Source organism: Pleurocapsa sp. PCC 7319, assembly GCF_000332195.1.
Classification (GTDB): domain Bacteria; phylum Cyanobacteriota; class Cyanobacteriia; order Cyanobacteriales; family Xenococcaceae; genus Waterburya.
Genome location: NZ_KB235917.1, coordinates 18,627 through 34,422, shown reverse-complemented (window position 1 = coordinate 34,422; position 15,796 = coordinate 18,627). Strand labels below are relative to the sequence as shown.

Annotated in this window: 14 protein-coding genes and 1 pseudogene; 4 read left to right on the top strand and 11 right to left on the bottom strand. The window is 40.1% G+C overall.

Going from position 1 to position 15,796, the window contains the following annotated elements; genetic code table 11:
• Positions 1-176 precede the first annotated feature (176 nt).
• Positions 177-2,501: pseudogene (locus PLEUR7319_RS0100555) on the bottom strand (efflux RND transporter permease subunit); the annotation flags it as partial.
• Positions 2,502-2,691: 190 nt separating this feature from the next.
• Here PLEUR7319_RS0100555 and PLEUR7319_RS0100550 point away from each other — a divergent pair.
• A complete protein-coding gene (locus tag PLEUR7319_RS0100550) occupies positions 2,692-5,355 on the top strand; it encodes a hypothetical protein (RefSeq protein ID WP_019503250.1) in 2,664 nt (887 codons plus the stop codon).
• 117 nt (positions 5,356-5,472) lie between these two features.
• Here PLEUR7319_RS0100550 and PLEUR7319_RS0100545 read toward each other — a convergent pair whose 3' ends face one another.
• From PLEUR7319_RS0100545 to PLEUR7319_RS0100535, 3 genes are all read right to left on the bottom strand, one after another.
• Positions 5,473-5,907 carry a FixH family protein gene (locus tag PLEUR7319_RS0100545; protein ID WP_019503249.1) on the bottom strand — a complete coding sequence of 145 codons (435 nt, stop codon included), beginning with the start codon at positions 5,905-5,907 and terminating at the stop codon, positions 5,473-5,475.
• Between the two features lie 104 nt (positions 5,908-6,011).
• Positions 6,012-7,799 carry an efflux RND transporter periplasmic adaptor subunit gene (locus PLEUR7319_RS0100540; RefSeq protein ID WP_019503248.1) on the bottom strand — a complete coding sequence of 596 codons (1,788 nt, stop codon included), beginning with the start codon at positions 7,797-7,799 and terminating at the stop codon, positions 6,012-6,014.
• Between the two features lie 127 nt (positions 7,800-7,926).
• Positions 7,927-8,475: a DUF2808 domain-containing protein gene (locus PLEUR7319_RS0100535; RefSeq protein WP_019503247.1), complete on the bottom strand. Its 549-nt coding sequence runs from the start codon at positions 8,473-8,475 to the stop codon at positions 7,927-7,929.
• A 336-nt stretch (positions 8,476-8,811) separates the two neighbouring features.
• Between PLEUR7319_RS0100535 and rppA the strand changes: the two genes are divergently transcribed.
• Both rppA and rppB read left to right on the top strand, forming a co-directional pair.
• A complete protein-coding gene (gene rppA, locus PLEUR7319_RS0100530) occupies positions 8,812-9,492 on the top strand; it encodes a two-component system response regulator RppA (RefSeq protein WP_019503246.1) in 681 nt (226 codons plus the stop codon).
• 34 nt (positions 9,493-9,526) lie between these two features.
• Complete coding sequence (rppB, locus tag PLEUR7319_RS0100525) at positions 9,527-11,002, top strand: two-component system sensor histidine kinase RppB (protein ID WP_019503245.1); 1,476 nt, start codon at positions 9,527-9,529, stop codon at positions 11,000-11,002.
• Positions 11,003-11,116: 114 nt separating this feature from the next.
• On the opposite strand, the gene PLEUR7319_RS0100520 is transcribed toward rppB, so the two are convergent.
• The 7 genes from PLEUR7319_RS0100520 to PLEUR7319_RS0100490 all read right to left on the bottom strand — a co-directional run bounded on the left by PLEUR7319_RS0100520 (position 11,117) and on the right by PLEUR7319_RS0100490 (position 15,176).
• Positions 11,117-12,640 (bottom strand): IS66 family transposase, encoded by a 1,524-nt coding sequence (locus PLEUR7319_RS0100520; protein WP_019503244.1) that lies wholly within the window; start codon positions 12,638-12,640, stop codon positions 11,117-11,119.
• A gap of 61 nt (positions 12,641-12,701) precedes the next feature.
• Positions 12,702-12,908 carry an IS1 family transposase gene (locus PLEUR7319_RS33645; protein WP_019503243.1) on the bottom strand — a complete coding sequence of 69 codons (207 nt, stop codon included), beginning with the start codon at positions 12,906-12,908 and terminating at the stop codon, positions 12,702-12,704.
• 59 nt (positions 12,909-12,967) lie between these two features.
• Complete coding sequence (locus PLEUR7319_RS0100510; protein WP_019503242.1) at positions 12,968-13,393, bottom strand: reverse transcriptase domain-containing protein; 426 nt, start codon at positions 13,391-13,393, stop codon at positions 12,968-12,970.
• Between the two features lie 255 nt (positions 13,394-13,648).
• Entirely contained in the window at positions 13,649-13,837 is a 189-nt protein-coding gene (locus PLEUR7319_RS0100505; protein WP_019503241.1) for a hypothetical protein, read from the bottom strand.
• 149 nt (positions 13,838-13,986) lie between these two features.
• Entirely contained in the window at positions 13,987-14,325 is a 339-nt protein-coding gene (locus tag PLEUR7319_RS0100500; protein ID WP_026102222.1) for a hemolysin XhlA family protein, read from the bottom strand.
• 109 nt (positions 14,326-14,434) lie between these two features.
• A complete protein-coding gene (locus PLEUR7319_RS40380) occupies positions 14,435-14,671 on the bottom strand; it encodes a hypothetical protein (protein ID WP_144054206.1) in 237 nt (78 codons plus the stop codon).
• A 202-nt stretch (positions 14,672-14,873) separates the two neighbouring features.
• The gene (locus tag PLEUR7319_RS0100490) at positions 14,874-15,176 is read right to left on the bottom strand and encodes a hypothetical protein (protein ID WP_019503238.1); all 303 of its coding nucleotides are present in this window, start codon (positions 15,174-15,176) and stop codon (positions 14,874-14,876) included.
• Between the two features lie 243 nt (positions 15,177-15,419).
• Between PLEUR7319_RS0100490 and PLEUR7319_RS33640 the strand changes: the two genes are divergently transcribed.
• The gene (locus PLEUR7319_RS33640; RefSeq protein ID WP_019503237.1) at positions 15,420-15,647 is read left to right on the top strand and encodes a ribbon-helix-helix domain-containing protein; all 228 of its coding nucleotides are present in this window, start codon (positions 15,420-15,422) and stop codon (positions 15,645-15,647) included.
• The last annotated feature ends 149 nt before the right edge of the window (positions 15,648-15,796 follow it).

Sequence of the window (15,796 nt, the reverse complement as noted above, 5' to 3'; positions counted from 1 at the left end):
TCGGGCGTTCGTTGCACCATTGTAACTTCGGCTTTTTTGTGATGAAAACATTTCCACGTATCATGATACTTGGTCTACCAATTTGGTTTCTCATCTTTATTTTGGGGCGCAAAGCGTCCTTCAGGAGCTTATTACTTGACCTCATTCTTAATTTAAGTATTCAACCGAACTTGATATAAGATATCATTCTGTCTGAGATTAGGACGGTTATAGTATCTACGAGTAAAACCGCCATTGAGGGCATAACGGGCTTGTTCGGCTACTTCTTCGATATTTAAGCCTAATTCCTGGGCGCGACGGCGATCTATCTGCAAGCGATATTCGGGTTGAGATAGAGAAGAACTGGTATGCGCCATAACTAGCCCTGGAGTGTCTTTAGCAATCTCTAGTACCTTGTCTGCTAGGGGATAAAGTATATCTAAATCTTCCCCGTATACAGCGATTTGAATCGGTGCAGCCGAAGTTGCCATGACATCTACACCCATTTCTTTGATGGCAATGCGCCGTAAACCAGGGATAGTGCGACGGGCTTGTTCTTCTACCCCATCCATAATTTGCCAGATATCGCGATCGCGTTCGTTTAAATCCTTGAGAGTGACAACAGAGGAAGCTGTGTTGACGCTACCCATGCTGTAACCGCTAAAGTAGGTACTGTTGCGGGTAATCTCGAAACCCACATTAGAAGATACTTTTTCTACTTCGGGCTGTTCTAACAAGATCGCTTCAAATTGCTGTGCCACCCGATCTGTACGCTCAAAAGATGCTCCTGCTTCCAATTCAATAGTAGCGGTAAACTGTCCCGAATCTCCTAGAGGCATCATCTCCTGGGGAACTAGGGGATAGAGAGCAAAAGCTAAAACAATGGTGGCAGCAGCGATCGCTAGAGTAATTTCGCGATTGTTCAAACAGATATTCAATAACCAACCGTAACCTTTCTCTAATGCCTCAAAACCCAAACGGAAGGGAGACAACAACCATTGCAACCATGTCCGACGGTTTCCTTCTCGCTGTCCGATAGGCTTGAGGAAAAAGGCTGCCAGCAGGGGAATTAGAGTAATCGAAACCACCAACGAAGCGATAAAAGCAAACACCATCGGTAATATTAACCCTGCAAACATTAACCCCGTCAAACCTCCTGAAAGGATGGTGGGGATTAAGGCTGCAATCATCACACAGCTTGCAGCAGCACTAGCCAAAAATACTTCTTCCGTACCCTGAATAGCTGCCTGTCGGGGCGTTTTGCCTTCTTTGAGTTTGCGATCGATCGAGTCGATCACAATAATTGAATCATCCACCAGTTTCCCAATTGCCATCATCATTCCCACCAAAGTAGAGGAGTTGAGGGACATGGAAAAGGGAATAAAGGGCAGCATGGAAAGAGCAAGGGTAGTGGGGATGGAAATCATGACGATCGCCGTTGCCCGAAAATCTTCCAAAAATAGCAGGATAACTAACCCCGCTAATGCCACACTGATTAATAGTTCTCCCGTAGTGCTATCTTTGATTAACTCAACTAGGAAGGAATTATCGTAAGCCTCTTCAAACTCTAACCCTGGATACTGTGACTCAATTTTTTCCAGTTCCTTTCTCACTCTGGCAATTACCTGGGGGGAACTAGAGTCGGGTTTCTGAATCACGTTAACTGCCAAAGCAGATTCGCCATTATAACGATAGGCACTGCGACGCTCTTCGTAGGTATCTTTTACCTGTGCCACATCTCGGACATAAACGATCTGCCCATCCCTTTCCAAAATGGGGTAATTCCTCACTACCTGGGCATTAAGAGCGCGATCGTCGGCACGTACTAAGATTTCTTCGTCTCCTTGGGTTAAAACTCCCGCACCCTTACTGACATTATTATTATCGATCGCATCTCTAACCTGAAGAATCGATAGTCCATAGGCTGCTAGCTTCTGGCGATCGACGATTACCTGTAGCTGTCGGCGATAACCACCCGTAATAAAAACCGACTGTACGTCTTGTACGTTTGTCAGGCGATCGACTAAGCTATTATCCGCAAACTCCCGTAACTTCACCCGATCCCATCCCTCAGCCTTGAGTGCCAGAGTCAGCACGGGACGATTAAGAGGATCGATGGGCAGCACCCAATAGGAACGAGTATTGATTCCGTCTATAGGCAAATCTCCTTCCGCCGATTTCATCACGCTTTGGACATCCCGAACCGCTTTATCTACATCTCCACCCCAAGCAAACTGCACCGTTACCAGGGATAAATCCTGCTGGGAACTAGAGCGCACAAAACGCACCCCATCCAAAACGGTCATACGTTGCTCGATAGGCTTACTGATATAGGTTTCTACCTCCATTGGAGACGAGCCAGGAGTTCGGGTAATCACTGCTACCAGTGGACTCTGCACGTAAGGCATCATCCGCACTGGGATAACAATTAAGGTAAGCACAGAAAGGATTAGCACCCCGATGTAAAGAGCGACAGTAATTACGGGGTTACGGATTGACCAGCGAGTGAAAAAGGTTTTCATGAAGTGGAAGTTCTGGGCAGATTGAATTGCTTGACTTCCACCCACAATGACACATGAAAATTAAATCACTATGAAATATTGGTTTTGTTGGAGGGGCGATCGCCTTAAAAATAGAGATAGCAGTGTAATTTTTCCATGCTTAATGGGCTAAATAATAATATATCAAGTCTACTTTTGGGGATTCTATTTCATGAATGTTGGTATCGTTAACTGGTTTGGTGGCGTAAATAAAAAAACTGGAAAGGCGAATGATTTTGGTTTTCTCACTACTATAGAGCCAGAATATGGAGAAGAATTATATTTCAATCAAAAAAGCGTATTAACTGAAGAACAACATCTTTTGGAGTCTGGAGTATATATCCAATTTGAAATTATCGTAAGCAACAATGGTCGGAAAAAAGCAAATAATGTAAAACCCATCTCTCATGTTGGAATAGTTGATTGGTTTAAAAATGGTAGAGGGTACATTAATTCCGAAAACATACCAGATGTAAGAATTGAAACCTCACAGAGTTTGAAATCGGGAGATATAGTATTCTTTTTCCGTAAACGCAATCTGGTATATAAAAAAGATGAAGCTATCTCACTAAAAAAAGTTGAAATAACAAATGAAGATGAGACGATTATTGAAAAATGTGCCAATAGTCAAGTATCTACTATATATAAACTATTTATTGTTGATTATGCTTTAAAACTACCTGAATGTGAGACTGTAGAATTTATTTTAAGTAAGCTTAAAAAACTTGACAATCTATCTAAATATACAATTAAGTATCCAATACTGAAAAGCTTAATAGCTAAGTCGGAAAATCTATTTTGTTTATCAGCAGAACTACGATATCAACTGGCTATAACCGATTCTTTAATTTACTGTGACTTCATTAACAATAATCTTTCTATAGTCTCAGCAGATTTGCGACAAGAATTGTTGAAAGAGTTAATTTGTCAAATTAAAGAAGAAAGCAATGACGAAAAGTCAAAATATTGGAATAGAATAGATTTTCTCAAGCAGAACATTGAATATGAAGGATATCTTTGGGATATCGCATCAGAAAATGTCAAGATTGAGCTAATAAAAAAACGCTATCAAAAATTTGCTAATCTCGCCCTAGCTTTACCTAAAAAAGAATCGATTGCTTTTCTTATAAATAAAATCAAAGAGATAGATGATAAATATAAGCCTCAAGTAATTGATAGTTTATTTGAAGAAGCAGAAGATTTATTTATAAGCTCATCTGAGTTATGTAAACTTTTAATTTACAGTTACGATATTTCAAAGTATTGCCATTTTATCAATACATATATTGAGATAGTAGATAAAAATTTAAAACATGAACTGCTGAATGATTTAAGCCATAGGATTGAAAAAGGACACAGTTCATTAAGATCGCAGTATTGGAGCAAAATAGATTTTCTCAAGAAAAATATACAATACAAGGGGGATTTTTGGGATTTCGCGCCAGAAGATCTCAAAATCAAGTTAATAAAGGAACACTATCAAACATTTTTTGATTTGATTTTTCAATTTGAAAAGTCTGAATATCCATATTCAAAAGAATTAACTATTTTATTCAAAGAGTTATATCAGTTTGATGATTTAGATTGGAGTCTAATAGATATTTGGTGTCCAAAACAAAATGGAAATATAAATGAATTTGAATTAGCAAGAATGATGTCTGCTCGTGGTGCAGAAAAGCTTGTATTTAGTTTTTATAAAGCTCTAGGATATTCAGTAGAAGATACTGCTGCTCATCAAGTAACTCAAGAAAGTAATACTTGGATAAAAGGAGATATAAGACTAAATTCAGATCTATTGATAGATGTTAAGAATGCCCGCACTACAATTAATTCTGATACCTATTCAGAATTTTGTGTACCTGCTTTCAAGCAAAATAGAGGTAGTAATGTCTTGATAACAGCAGTTTTATCTCCGTATCTTCAAACAAGGTTCATGAAAGATGCTGGTGATATTAACTTTCCTGTAACCAATCCAGTAGTACTAGGAAGTCTAAATAACAAAACACTAATAACTTTAGAAGATGTTTTTAGCGATAGATTATTATCAATTGATATATCAAGAAATTCAACTAGTAATAGATACCTTCCACCTTGGATGTTTGATTATGATGATAGTTTTTATGTAGAACAGCATAAAATAATATCTAAATTTAAAGCACTGTCAGATTCAGATATTCCTGATTGGGAGGATATAAGAATTACAAAAGCAAAAGTATTTCCTTTGTTCATCGCTGCAAAAATAAGAATACCGAAGAAATGGCAGAGTCATGTACCTGTTTGGAAATCAGATTTTATAAATAATTTTATTAACGTGCCTGTAGAGAATATTTCGTTACCGTATCTTTTCTTAGGACTTTTAAAGCATTTTCTGAAGAATCTAAGTAAAGAAGACAAAACTTACTCTCCAAGAGATTACAAAGATCTAATCTATGCAAACTCGTCAGAGATACATCCTTTAAAAATCTACGATCATCTGAATATTATCAGGAATTTTTGTGACACTTTACAAATTCTGTGGGAAAACAGAGAAATAGCCAATTTAGACCAGTTCACAATGTTTAAATTCAATGGACAAGGTTTACTTCAGGGTAAAAAAGAGCATAGTGATAAATTTCTTACTACTATACTTGCCTACTGTGGTGGGTGGGTTGAGAAAAAAGGTAAGTGTGGACATAGACCTTTAATTGTCGGCAGACACAACAATTGCTCCGCTTGTGGTAGGCTAATCTGTCCAAAAGATGATTGCCAATTTTGTAGTGCAAACTGCGAGAATTATGTTCAAAGACAACACACTCGTTTATTGACCGATAACTTTGATTATTTCGACAATTTCTGAAGCAACAAAAAAGCAGAGATATAAGATCTGTTTCTGATTCAGTATCCGAATCTAGAATGAATTTATATTACAATCTCTGCTAATTGAAAATTAATTACTGCTACCGATCTTAATCTTCTACTTGACTTCAAAAGAAAATTCTTGGTTCGCTTGATATTGAGGATCTTGCACGCTGGCAACTACATTCCAAGTACCCTGCATTCCAAAATAAGTAGTAGCTTTAAAACGTCCTGGTTCTTCTGCGGGGGTAACTTCTACCTTGCCCATCATGTCTTCCATTCCGTCCATTGGCATAGTTGCGCTGACATCCAAGCTTTCTACTTTTACGGGATTGCCATTGCTATCTACCACTTCTAGAATCATCTCGGCTGCACCCATAGGAATTTCTGTTTGGGGTTCGGGACTGACTAAATTTACAGTAGCGGTATTGGCTTGTTTATTTTGTGCTTTTTCAGTAGGGGCAGTAGAAGTAACATTGGTATCGCTTTGGGCAGGACTACAGGCGAAAGCTAAGAAACTTAAGGGAAGTAAAATTAAGATTAGTTTTTTCATGGTTGGTATTTCAGTTAGTAGATAAAAATTTGTATGGGTAAACTGTCCCTGCTGGGATAGTTGATGTTATGGACTTGGGGGAAAACTCGATCGGCTTTGAGTCGCTACTGAACTTTGACGGTAAACTCTTGCTTGCCTTTATTTTTCGAGTCTTTGACTTGAGCGGTAATCGTCCAGTCTCCTTTCATGCTGAGATAGGTATCGGCTTTAAATTTACCTGGTTCACCTGCGGGCTGGACTTCTACGGGGGCAGACATCGGTGCCATGTTTTTCATCGGCATGGACGCGCTCATCTCTAGGTTTGTAACATCGAGCGGTTGACCTTGAGCATCTTTAACTTCGATTACCAGTTGGGCATCACCCATTGCTACCTCGTTATTATCGGGACTGACTAACTGGATTTGAATATCTTGAGTCGCAGCTTGATTAGATGCGATGGGTTGTTCGGATTGGTTAATCACCGCTACGGGGGCATTTTCTACCAAGCGATTTTGACCCGAAGTTACTACCGCCTGTGCCGACTCTAAACCACTGGTTACTTCCACCCTGTCTCCCGTAGACATTCCCAAGGTTACGGGTTGGGCTGTTACCGTATCTCCTTGGACTACCCACACTGAGGGCTGGTCTTGAAATTCCACCACCGCAGCTTGAGGAACAGTAATGGCATTGGGTTTACGGGCGGTAACAATCTTCATTTCAAGGAACTTACCAGAAAGTAATTGCCCGTCGGGATTGTCGATAACTGCCTCTACCGTTACCGTGCGAGTTTGACTGTTAGCTTGGGGAAAGATGCTGGTAATTTTTCCTTTAATGGGGGTCATGTTACTGCCAGGAACAGTAGCAACTACTGTAGCCCCTGGATTAATCTTAACGGCATCGCTTTGAGCGACGTTAGCCTGTAGGCGTACCCGATTGTAGTTGCCGATTTTAACGATGCCCATACTGGGTTGAACTACTACCCCAGGATCGACGTTTCGTTCCTGCACGATACCAGAAATAGGAGAATTAATAGTGGTGTAACCCTGCATCACTTTGGCAGTATCGACTTTAGCTTTGGCTTGATTAATTTTGGCGCGGTTATTAGTTACCATCGCTTCCATCCTCGCCAATTTTACCCGTGCTTGCTTGAGGGCAGCTTCTTTACTTCTGACTTCGCTATCGACTACATCAAACTCATCTTGGGAAATAACTCCATCCTTTACCAGACGAGCAAAACGGTCTTTTTTAAGGTTAAGATAGTCCAAATCTGCTTCAATCTGAGCGATCGCGCTTTTTTGTTCGTCTACCTCAATCTTGCTCATCTCCAGGTCGGTTTCCATCGTGCTAACCTCGGCTGCTGCTTCGGCGACACCCGTAGTTAACTCCGAAGCATCTAGAGTAGCTATGGGCTGTCCTGCGGTAACGCGATCGCCTGGATAAACCGAGTAGTTGGTCAATTGTCCAGCTACACGAGGATAAACCATAATTTCTTCATAGGGTTTAATCGTCCCCGTATAGCTCACGCTGGCTTCTAATACCTGGGGTTTGACGGTTTCTACCCGCACGGGATTAGGATTAAATGAACCATCCACCGCCATCATCTCATCGTGAGACATATCCCCATGATCCATTCCTTCCATCCCTGCCATTGAGCTAGAAGGTTTGAGGTGGTTGGTTAATACCAGGATGTTTCCTGTCAGCAGAGCGAAAACGCCTAATCCCAAAAGGGTTTTTCCCCATTTAAAATTTGAGGCTGATTCCTGCTGAGGAGCGGTTTCTGTTACTGACTCTGGTTCGACAGTTGAAGGGTGCGTAACTTCTTCGGTTGCGGGATCTGATTTTAGAGAATCTTCTGGTAAGTTCTCATTATCATCAGACGTTGACCCTTGATTCTTTGTAGTATTTGCGGTCATGGGCAAAGTTTTCAGCTAAAGTCGTATCTTTAAACAAGATTACACAAGACTATTAAATCAGTATGAAATCTCTTGAGTTGGCTGTAGATTGTAATGAATAAGCGATCGCTCTCGTTCTTTTGAAAAACTATTCGGTAATGTGAATTCGACCAGAACCAAGATATAAACCTGGGCTATTTTCGCCAGTGGGATAGGCAGTAACGCCAAATAGATATACTCCATCAATAGAAGGATTCTGCTTGGGTTTGACAGATATTGTGACTGTATTTCCTGGCTCTACAGGAGTGTCGAAAACAACGGTGGTTTCTCCAGGCTGAGACTCTCCTCCTACCGCAGCTAGAGGAATATTATCCCCTGCCAAACTGTTGCCCAATGAAGCTTTTGATTTATCTGCTTTGAAAACCACAGTATCGGAGTTTTCTTTCTGAGTAATCTTGACGGACTTTAAAGCTTCTCCCGCGTCTTCGGGAACTTCAATCGTAAATTGATATTTGGCTGAGGAACTATTGCGACTGCTAAAAGTGGCAGCAGCGCGGGTGAGACGAAGCCCGCTTTCAAAAGCTTTTTTACCGTCGAGTAGTTCCACTGCATTTACAGGTTTGAAAATTAAATAATTAGCTCCAAAAACTATAGTAGAAATAGCCATTACCGAAGAGATAAATATTTTTTTAGACATGATATTACTTGCAACAATTAACTACAATCGATCGTTTTTACTAGAGCAGACCTACAAGAAGATTTAGTTTTTGGCAATTGTTTACACCAAAAAAATATCGATCTTTTAGTTAAACGAGGTGTAAATCGATCTCTCGCTTGTAGAGTGACAGAAGTAATAATCGATTAATTGCAACTTTTACATACGATAATTAAATCGCTATGAAATTAAATATTTGTTAGCCAAAAAAGTTTTTTTCATCCTTATTTAATAACTTCGTGCCAGAATAAATATTTATGGGTTTGAGCAGCTAGGTCTGTCTCGAACACTATTGATAATCTAAAACCAATGTCCTGTATGCGAATATTGCTAGTTGAAGATGAGCCAGACCTAGGGGCAGCTATCAAGCAGAGTTTAGACCGCAGCAATCACGTTGTAGATTGGGCTGTGGATGGACTGGATGCCTGGGATTACTTCAAGCTCAAGGAATACCATCTGGGAATTTTTGACTGGCTATTACCTGGAATATCGGGAATAGAATTAACCAAGCGAATTCGGCAGCAGCAAAAGCCTTTACCCATACTGATGTTGACGGCAAAAGACAGTATGGAGGACAAAATAACTGGCTTAGACGCGGGAGCAGATGATTATTTGGTTAAACCTTTTGATATGCCCGAACTGCTAGCAAGAATGAGGGCTTTACAAAGAAGAACTCCTCAACTACAACCTAAAAGATTACAGGTGGGCAATCTTAGCCTAGATTACGCTACTAATACCTTTTGGCTGCAAGAGGAGTCGGGGGAAAAGCAGGTATTGCTGACAAAAAAGGAATTCCAGTTACTAGAGTATTTCATGCAGCATTCCGAGCAAATCGTTACCAGCGACCAATTGTTGAATCGCTTATGGGAATTTGGGGCAGAACCACCCAGTAATGTAGTGGCAGCCCAGGTATATTTGCTAAGACGTAAATTAGCTAAGTATGGCTGCGATGAGATGTTAGAAACCGTTTACGGACTGGGTTATCGTTTCAAGTCTTAAGCATAATAAGAAATCTTTGAATTAACCTTTTGATGTGAAGCAAAACCGACTTTTTGAGCGATCGCGCTGGCGACTAGCTAGCTGGTATGCAGCAATTCTGAGTATAGTCCTATTTGTCTGTGCTTTGGGCTTCTATGAAGCAGTTGCCCACGCCCATCGCATTACTATTAACCAAGAATTAAGATCGGTCGCGGGAACTCTCCACGACAGTCTGTTACCCGTTCTCGAACAGCCAGGAAAAATAGAGCCTGAAGTAAAAGAACTATTGCCAAATACCTGCCTTGTAGAAACAGGCTGCTATAATCCAGATCGCTTTCAATCGTTACGATTGGGGGTAATCGGGCAAGATAAATATTATTTACGTCTCTTCGATCTATCGGAAGATCTGATCGCAGTGGCAGGAATGCAGCCAGAATTACCACAGGTGTCTAATCAACAAGAGTGGGAAACCCTAACCGATCCTGAAGGGGTTCGCTACCTGGCAATTTCCTTTCTTTTACACACTCAACAGGGTCAAAATTGGGGATATCTCCAAGTCGGGCGAAGTTTAGAAGATTTCGATAATTATCTTGCTAATGTCAAATTAACTCTTTTGCTAGGAATACCTTTTATAGTATTGCTGGTAGCAGTAGCTAGCTGGTGGTTGTCGGGATTAGCCATCCGCCCAATTTACCAATCCTATCAACAGATGCAGCAGTTTACCGCCGATGCTGCCCACGAACTGAGAACGCCCCTAGCAGCCATTCAAGCTACTGCTCAATCGGATCTGATGCTACCTAATCTATCTGAGGATAAAGCGAAAGATACCCTAAAAAGTATCGTGCGTCAGAACAAGCGATTGTCTTATTTGGTAGCAGATCTATTAATTCTGTGTCGTATTGATGGTGAGATAAATAGTAAGACCTCCCATAAAAAAAGAGAAAAAATTGCTCTGGCAAACTTAATTATTGAAGTGGAAGAAGATTTAGCAGCCCTAGCGATGGCTTCAGAAATCGAGCTTAGTTCCCAAATCAAAGTATCTCAACCTGTAGAGATATTTGGCGATCGCACTCAGCTATATCGTTTAATTACTAATTTAGTAACTAACGCGATTCAATACACCCCAGCAGGGGGAAAAGTAACCTTAAGTATGATAGAAGAACACAATGATGTTGTAATTAGTATCCACGACACAGGCATCGGCATTGCTAAAGGCGATCGAGAGCGTATCTTTGACCGTTTTTATCGCGTAGATAAGGCTCGCTCTAGGAGTAAGGGTGGTTCTGGATTGGGGCTAGCTATTGCCAAGGCGATCGCTCTGGCTCACAACGGTAGTCTGGAAGTACAAAGCGAAATTGGCAAAGGAAGTAGGTGTAACCGTTCATTCCCCCCTCCAAAAAAGCAAGGAAAAATTAGGACACTGGCGATGCGATCGCTATGTCCATTAATTAACTGCCAACAGGAAATGGTGGAGGAGAAAGACCTTTTCGAGCCAGAGCTAAAACTTCAGCTATGTAAGTCCAAGGATTAATCTCTCTCAGACGGCAGGTTTCGATGACACTTAACAAGGAAGTAACCGTTCATTCCCCCTCCAAAAAAGCAAGGGAAATTTAGGACACTGGAGATTCCTACCACTGTCCATTAATTAATTGCCAACAGGAAATGGTGGTGGACCAATTCCTTGTCTAGCCAAAGCCAAAACCTCCGCGATTGTTATCCAAGGATTAATATCTCTCAGACGACAGGTTTCAATCACGCTCAACAAAGAACTGTAAGCCAAACTTCCCTCGCGGGTGCGAGTGCCAAATCCAATCTGTCGGGCAATCACAGCATGACGTAATGCCCTTTCAGCCTCATTATTGGTGGGTGGTAATTCAGGATGATGAACCAAAGCGATTACGGCATCCCAATCATTGAAAATCTCTTTGGCTAAGGCTTGTAACTTAGTATGGTCAGCCTTTTTTCCTAGATGACAAACTCTTCTGAGGCCAGCGATTCGTTTACGAATCAGACGATTATCTTCACTTCCTTGCGCAATCAATTCAATCAATTCTTTGAGGTCATCTAAAATCCATTGTCCGATTTGAGCAGCTTTTTGATTAATTGCTCCTGTTATGGCAATGGCTTTACGAATCAAGTGAGCTAAACACCTTTGTCTTTTTGGATAAGAACGATAGGCAGCATAACCATCACTGATGAGCCACCCGATAAAAGCTTCTGTGACTAGATAGGATAATTCTTCTTTCCGACGAGAGCCGATATGAAATACGGCGGTTTTGGTGGTCACAGCAACCCATAACCAATGCAGTTTTCCACTCTCATACCAATGAGTTTCGTCTAAATGTAGAATATCTGCTTGTTGCAGTTGTTCAACTAACTCCTCGACTACTGGCACACAAGCAATTCCAGTCTCTCGGATACATCGATCTATTGTTCCGATACTCAATTTAGTATTGGTCCAATCATTTAAAAACTCTTGAATTTTCGTACGACTCATTCGGTAGCGAACGCTCAAGGAAGCGATGAAAGTTGCGAGGAATGCTCCTACTAAAACATACTCTGTCAGTTGTAAATCTTTGCTTCTTCCTTCTACTACAGAAACCAACCCTGTTCCTGGTTGGGCATGGGTGCAATGACCACAACTGCAAGTTGTCCGATAGTAGTGATGTAATTGAGTGACGATCCTCAACCCAAATAATTCTGGTTCTAGTTCCAGGACATAATATCCCATATACCTAAAGGACTCAGATTCGCTTAAATCATGATTACAAGCGGTACATTTATGGGGATAGTGTGGAATGATTACTTCCGCCTTCAGAGGTTGCTGACGACCAAAACCTTTTCCTCCTGGTTGTTTTCCTGGCTTCCTCTTTGATTTTTGCTTCTTTTCTGGTTCTGAAGATTCATCTCTTTTATCCAACTCAGTTTGTCCCAACTCGGTTTCAGATTCTGAACCTGGGTTTGATTCTTCTGTGGTTACTTTTAAACCGTAAGGATTATCTTTTGATGGTGGCTGAGAACTATTTTCTGAACTCTGCTGTTGCTTTTCCCATAAATCTGTGGCTAATTGATGTAGATTTTTGGCTACTTCTACCAATCTCTCTTTTTCGAGAGACTTGAAGTAGTCTTCGTTCATCTGTACCAAGTCATTTTTATCTAATTGAGCCATGTTTTTAACATACACCACAAAGGTGGAGTTGGCTTATTTTTGACTGGGGGGAAATGAACGGTTACACCCCGCTTCCATTGTGAGCCATTTCGACTATTTTCTGTTGTACTTCTTTGGTTCTGCCTGGATGAGCATGATTAAGAATAAAAGTCCGACGCTTACATTCAGGATTCTCACAACGATATCTTTGTTTTCCTCTGGAAAATCCATGTTTAAAGATATTATCTGACTGACAATCAGGGCAAAGTACGGGAATAAAAACTGCCATCTCTTGTGAGTTAATTAATTTCTAAGCTATTAGATTCAATTTCTAATTCTATCATTATTTTAAACACACATAAGTTGCATCACCAATTCTTGGATACTGTTTAGTATTGCTTCAGCGTTATTTTTGGGTTTTAAGATAAACAGCATATCGTCCGCATAGCGGATTGAATGATGTATGTTTTCTATCCCATTGAGTGCTATGTTTGCTAGTAAAGGCGAACAAACCCCGCCCTGTGGGCAGCCTTGATCTGGAAATCCTACATTTGTTCCCGCTTTAAGGCATCGGAAGATGCCCAGCTTAAGCCCTTTTGGGGCGATTAGGTTTTCCATGATACAGGAGTGGCTTATTCTGTCGAAGCATTTTTTTATATCGAGTTCTATGACTACTCTACTTCCTGCTGAAGCCTTGAGAGTTTTACGTATCAACCATTCACAATCGCGTAAAATAATCCTAGCTCCTGGCGCAAGTGCAGCAGAACTAAGCATATTAAATATCTATTTAAAATATCTATATGCTTTAAATATGCCCAGATTTAATCGTTAAAGTTACAAGAATATATGTATTTAGTTATTATCATCTAAACTATTTTAAAGTAATCTCTAAACAGCTAAAAGCTAAGTGATATTACCAATGTAATAGTATGTTAAATTTACTGATCAATTAAAATAGTTTGTATTAATGAGGTTTTGGTAAAATCCTATGACAACAGTTGAGTAATTAATGGATTTGACTGGCGGTTTTCAACGTGTAGTTAACTCTTTAGAAGCTCTGAGCAAAGAATCATGGAATGATTGCATTTGAGTCAAAGGTAATTGATTATAGTGGGGAACGCCAAACTGTTGAGAAACCCATTGATTGACTCGATGACGATCAAAATTGTGGTGATGAATTAGTAAATTGATACTATTTAAAAGTACAGTACGATTCATAAAATTGAGCAGAAAATTGTTCAACAAATTGTACACAATAGTGAAGCGGATGCACAGTAGAAAATAGGGCAATCTACACTAAGTAGCATAAATGTAACTTAAGTAAGTTTTGAAGGTCAACTGAGTCTCAGTGAAATCAAAAAGATTAACTAAGGACTGAAAAAGACGACCTTGCCAACAGCGACGATAAAACCACCGACAGCAGTAATCAAAATGCCAATGAGTGTCCAAATTTGCGCTTTTTGGGAGCCTTTGATGTCTTTAATTTCAGTGCTGAGTGCATCGAGTCGAGGCATAACACCTTCATCTAATTTAGTTTCGACCTTGGTTAATCTCAGATTGATATCCGTAACGTCATCAGAAAGCTTGTCGATTTTGTTATCAAGCTTGTCTAATTTGTGGTCAAAGTCATCAGAGAGTTTATCAAGCTTGCTGTCGAGCTTATTAAGAATCTCTTTGAGATCAGATTCGATTTGGATATTACTCATTTTGGTAGACTGGAGATATTGAAGAAAAAGTTGGTCACAAGAGAAGCTTGTTTGATGTGGAAGTCGGGAAGCTTCTCTAATCATTGTAATTGCTTGTCACTTCGCTTTATTACTTTCTCTTACTCGAAAGGAAGGACGGAAGTTGAGGAGATTTACGAGAATTAAGTTTAATCAACTCATTTTGTAATTGGTCATGTTTAGCTTGGAGTAGTCGGTACTCGTGAAGAACGGCGAGATAGTCTTCAAAGTGGGAAATAGCATATTCATGTGCTTGTTGAGGATTATCTTGGATGTAGCGTCGGAAACGTTCAGACTCAAATTTGTATTCTATTGGTAAAGATTTCATGATGATGAAGCTTGGGAGTAGAGTAGTTTAGAGAAAGATTGCGGGCTGGTCTAAATTGGAAATGCAAGTAACAGTGGAACTGGGTTTAACCTCTTTGGCATACCAACCTTGAGCCTTAATATTACTAGTCCAAGCGTTACAAAAAGAGGTCAAGTCTTTCAGAGGACGGGGCTTAAATTGTGTAATCTGATTACGTTGACGATTAAGGCTGAAAATTTCTAGTGGGACTTTCATAACGAGCTGAGTAAAGATAAGCCTGAAATTCAGTACCAGGAAGGATTTGAATATAGAAGAAGAGAGGATAGAGATGATCTGAGTAAAGATGAGGAATGGAGTTAAGGATGGCGGTCTTAATTTCATTAATACCAGAAGCTAAAAAGTAGTTGTTTTCCTCGTCTTGAAAGATAGTGATGGTGGGAAAATATTGAGGTTCGGGATCGTTCGGGTCGAGAGGTTGAAGAGTGCGAACTTCAAGAGAAATCAAATGTTGAGTTGGTTGGGTCATAATAACAGCCGAGTAATGAAGTGAGCAAAAGCTAGTAGGGCAACTGCGATGGGTGCAATTGCCCGATGATTAGTTAAAAGATGTCTGACGAAAGTGAAAAGGAAATTGAGTTTTCGGAGTGCGGTTTTAATCTACAGTTATAATAGTATCATCATGATATGTAGATGTCAACATATCACTTTATCGAGTTATCATGATATATTGTAAGTAGTTCCTCTGGTAAGTTAAATTTGAGGTGTAGATATGTTGACATCAATAGTGCCAAAACAAGAAAGACCAGAAGAATGGATTTATAACGAAAAAAAATCTGCCAAGCAATTTATGCTGACCGATACTGCCTCAACTGCAATAGACAAGTTAGCGAAAGAATTAGGTATTAGTAGATCTGAGGTGGTGGAAAGAGCAGCAAGATGCGGTGGAATGGACAAAGCAAGATGCTTCAATCCCAAAATCGGGAAATGTGAAGCATGATTATAGTCTATTCATTTTTTCTGAATCTTTGAATGTGGGAAAAGCTGTTAGTAGCTTATCTATTGAAAAGCGATCGCTGTCCTGAGAAAACGTGCGATCGCTTTATATAAACCCAATTCCCTAAAAGGAGGGAAAGAATTGTTATGTAT

Coding starts and splice junctions, on each gene's coding strand:
- PLEUR7319_RS0100500 (WP_026102222.1), bottom strand. CDS start 14,325: ATGAGTAATATCCAAATCGAATCTGATCTCAAAGAGATTCTTAATAAG.
- PLEUR7319_RS0100545 (WP_019503249.1), bottom strand. CDS start 5,907: ATGAAAAAACTAATCTTAATTTTACTTCCCTTAAGTTTCTTAGCTTTC.
- PLEUR7319_RS0100510 (WP_019503242.1), bottom strand. CDS start 13,393: ATGCTTAGTTCTGCTGCACTTGCGCCAGGAGCTAGGATTATTTTACGC.
- PLEUR7319_RS0100535 (WP_019503247.1), bottom strand. CDS start 8,475: ATGTCTAAAAAAATATTTATCTCTTCGGTAATGGCTATTTCTACTATA.
- PLEUR7319_RS0100520 (WP_019503244.1), bottom strand. CDS start 12,640: ATGGCTCAATTAGATAAAAATGACTTGGTACAGATGAACGAAGACTAC.
- PLEUR7319_RS0100550 (WP_019503250.1), top strand. CDS start 2,692: ATGAATGTTGGTATCGTTAACTGGTTTGGTGGCGTAAATAAAAAAACT.
- PLEUR7319_RS0100540 (WP_019503248.1), bottom strand. CDS start 7,799: ATGACCGCAAATACTACAAAGAATCAAGGGTCAACGTCTGATGATAAT.
- PLEUR7319_RS33645 (WP_019503243.1), bottom strand. CDS start 12,908: ATGGCAGTTTTTATTCCCGTACTTTGCCCTGATTGTCAGTCAGATAAT.
- PLEUR7319_RS0100490 (WP_019503238.1), bottom strand. CDS start 15,176: ATGACCCAACCAACTCAACATTTGATTTCTCTTGAAGTTCGCACTCTT.
- PLEUR7319_RS40380 (WP_144054206.1), bottom strand. CDS start 14,671: ATGAAATCTTTACCAATAGAATACAAATTTGAGTCTGAACGTTTCCGA.
- PLEUR7319_RS0100505 (WP_019503241.1), bottom strand. CDS start 13,837: ATGAATCGTACTGTACTTTTAAATAGTATCAATTTACTAATTCATCAC.
- rppA (WP_019503246.1), top strand. CDS start 8,812: ATGCGAATATTGCTAGTTGAAGATGAGCCAGACCTAGGGGCAGCTATC.
- PLEUR7319_RS33640 (WP_019503237.1), top strand. CDS start 15,420: ATGTTGACATCAATAGTGCCAAAACAAGAAAGACCAGAAGAATGGATT.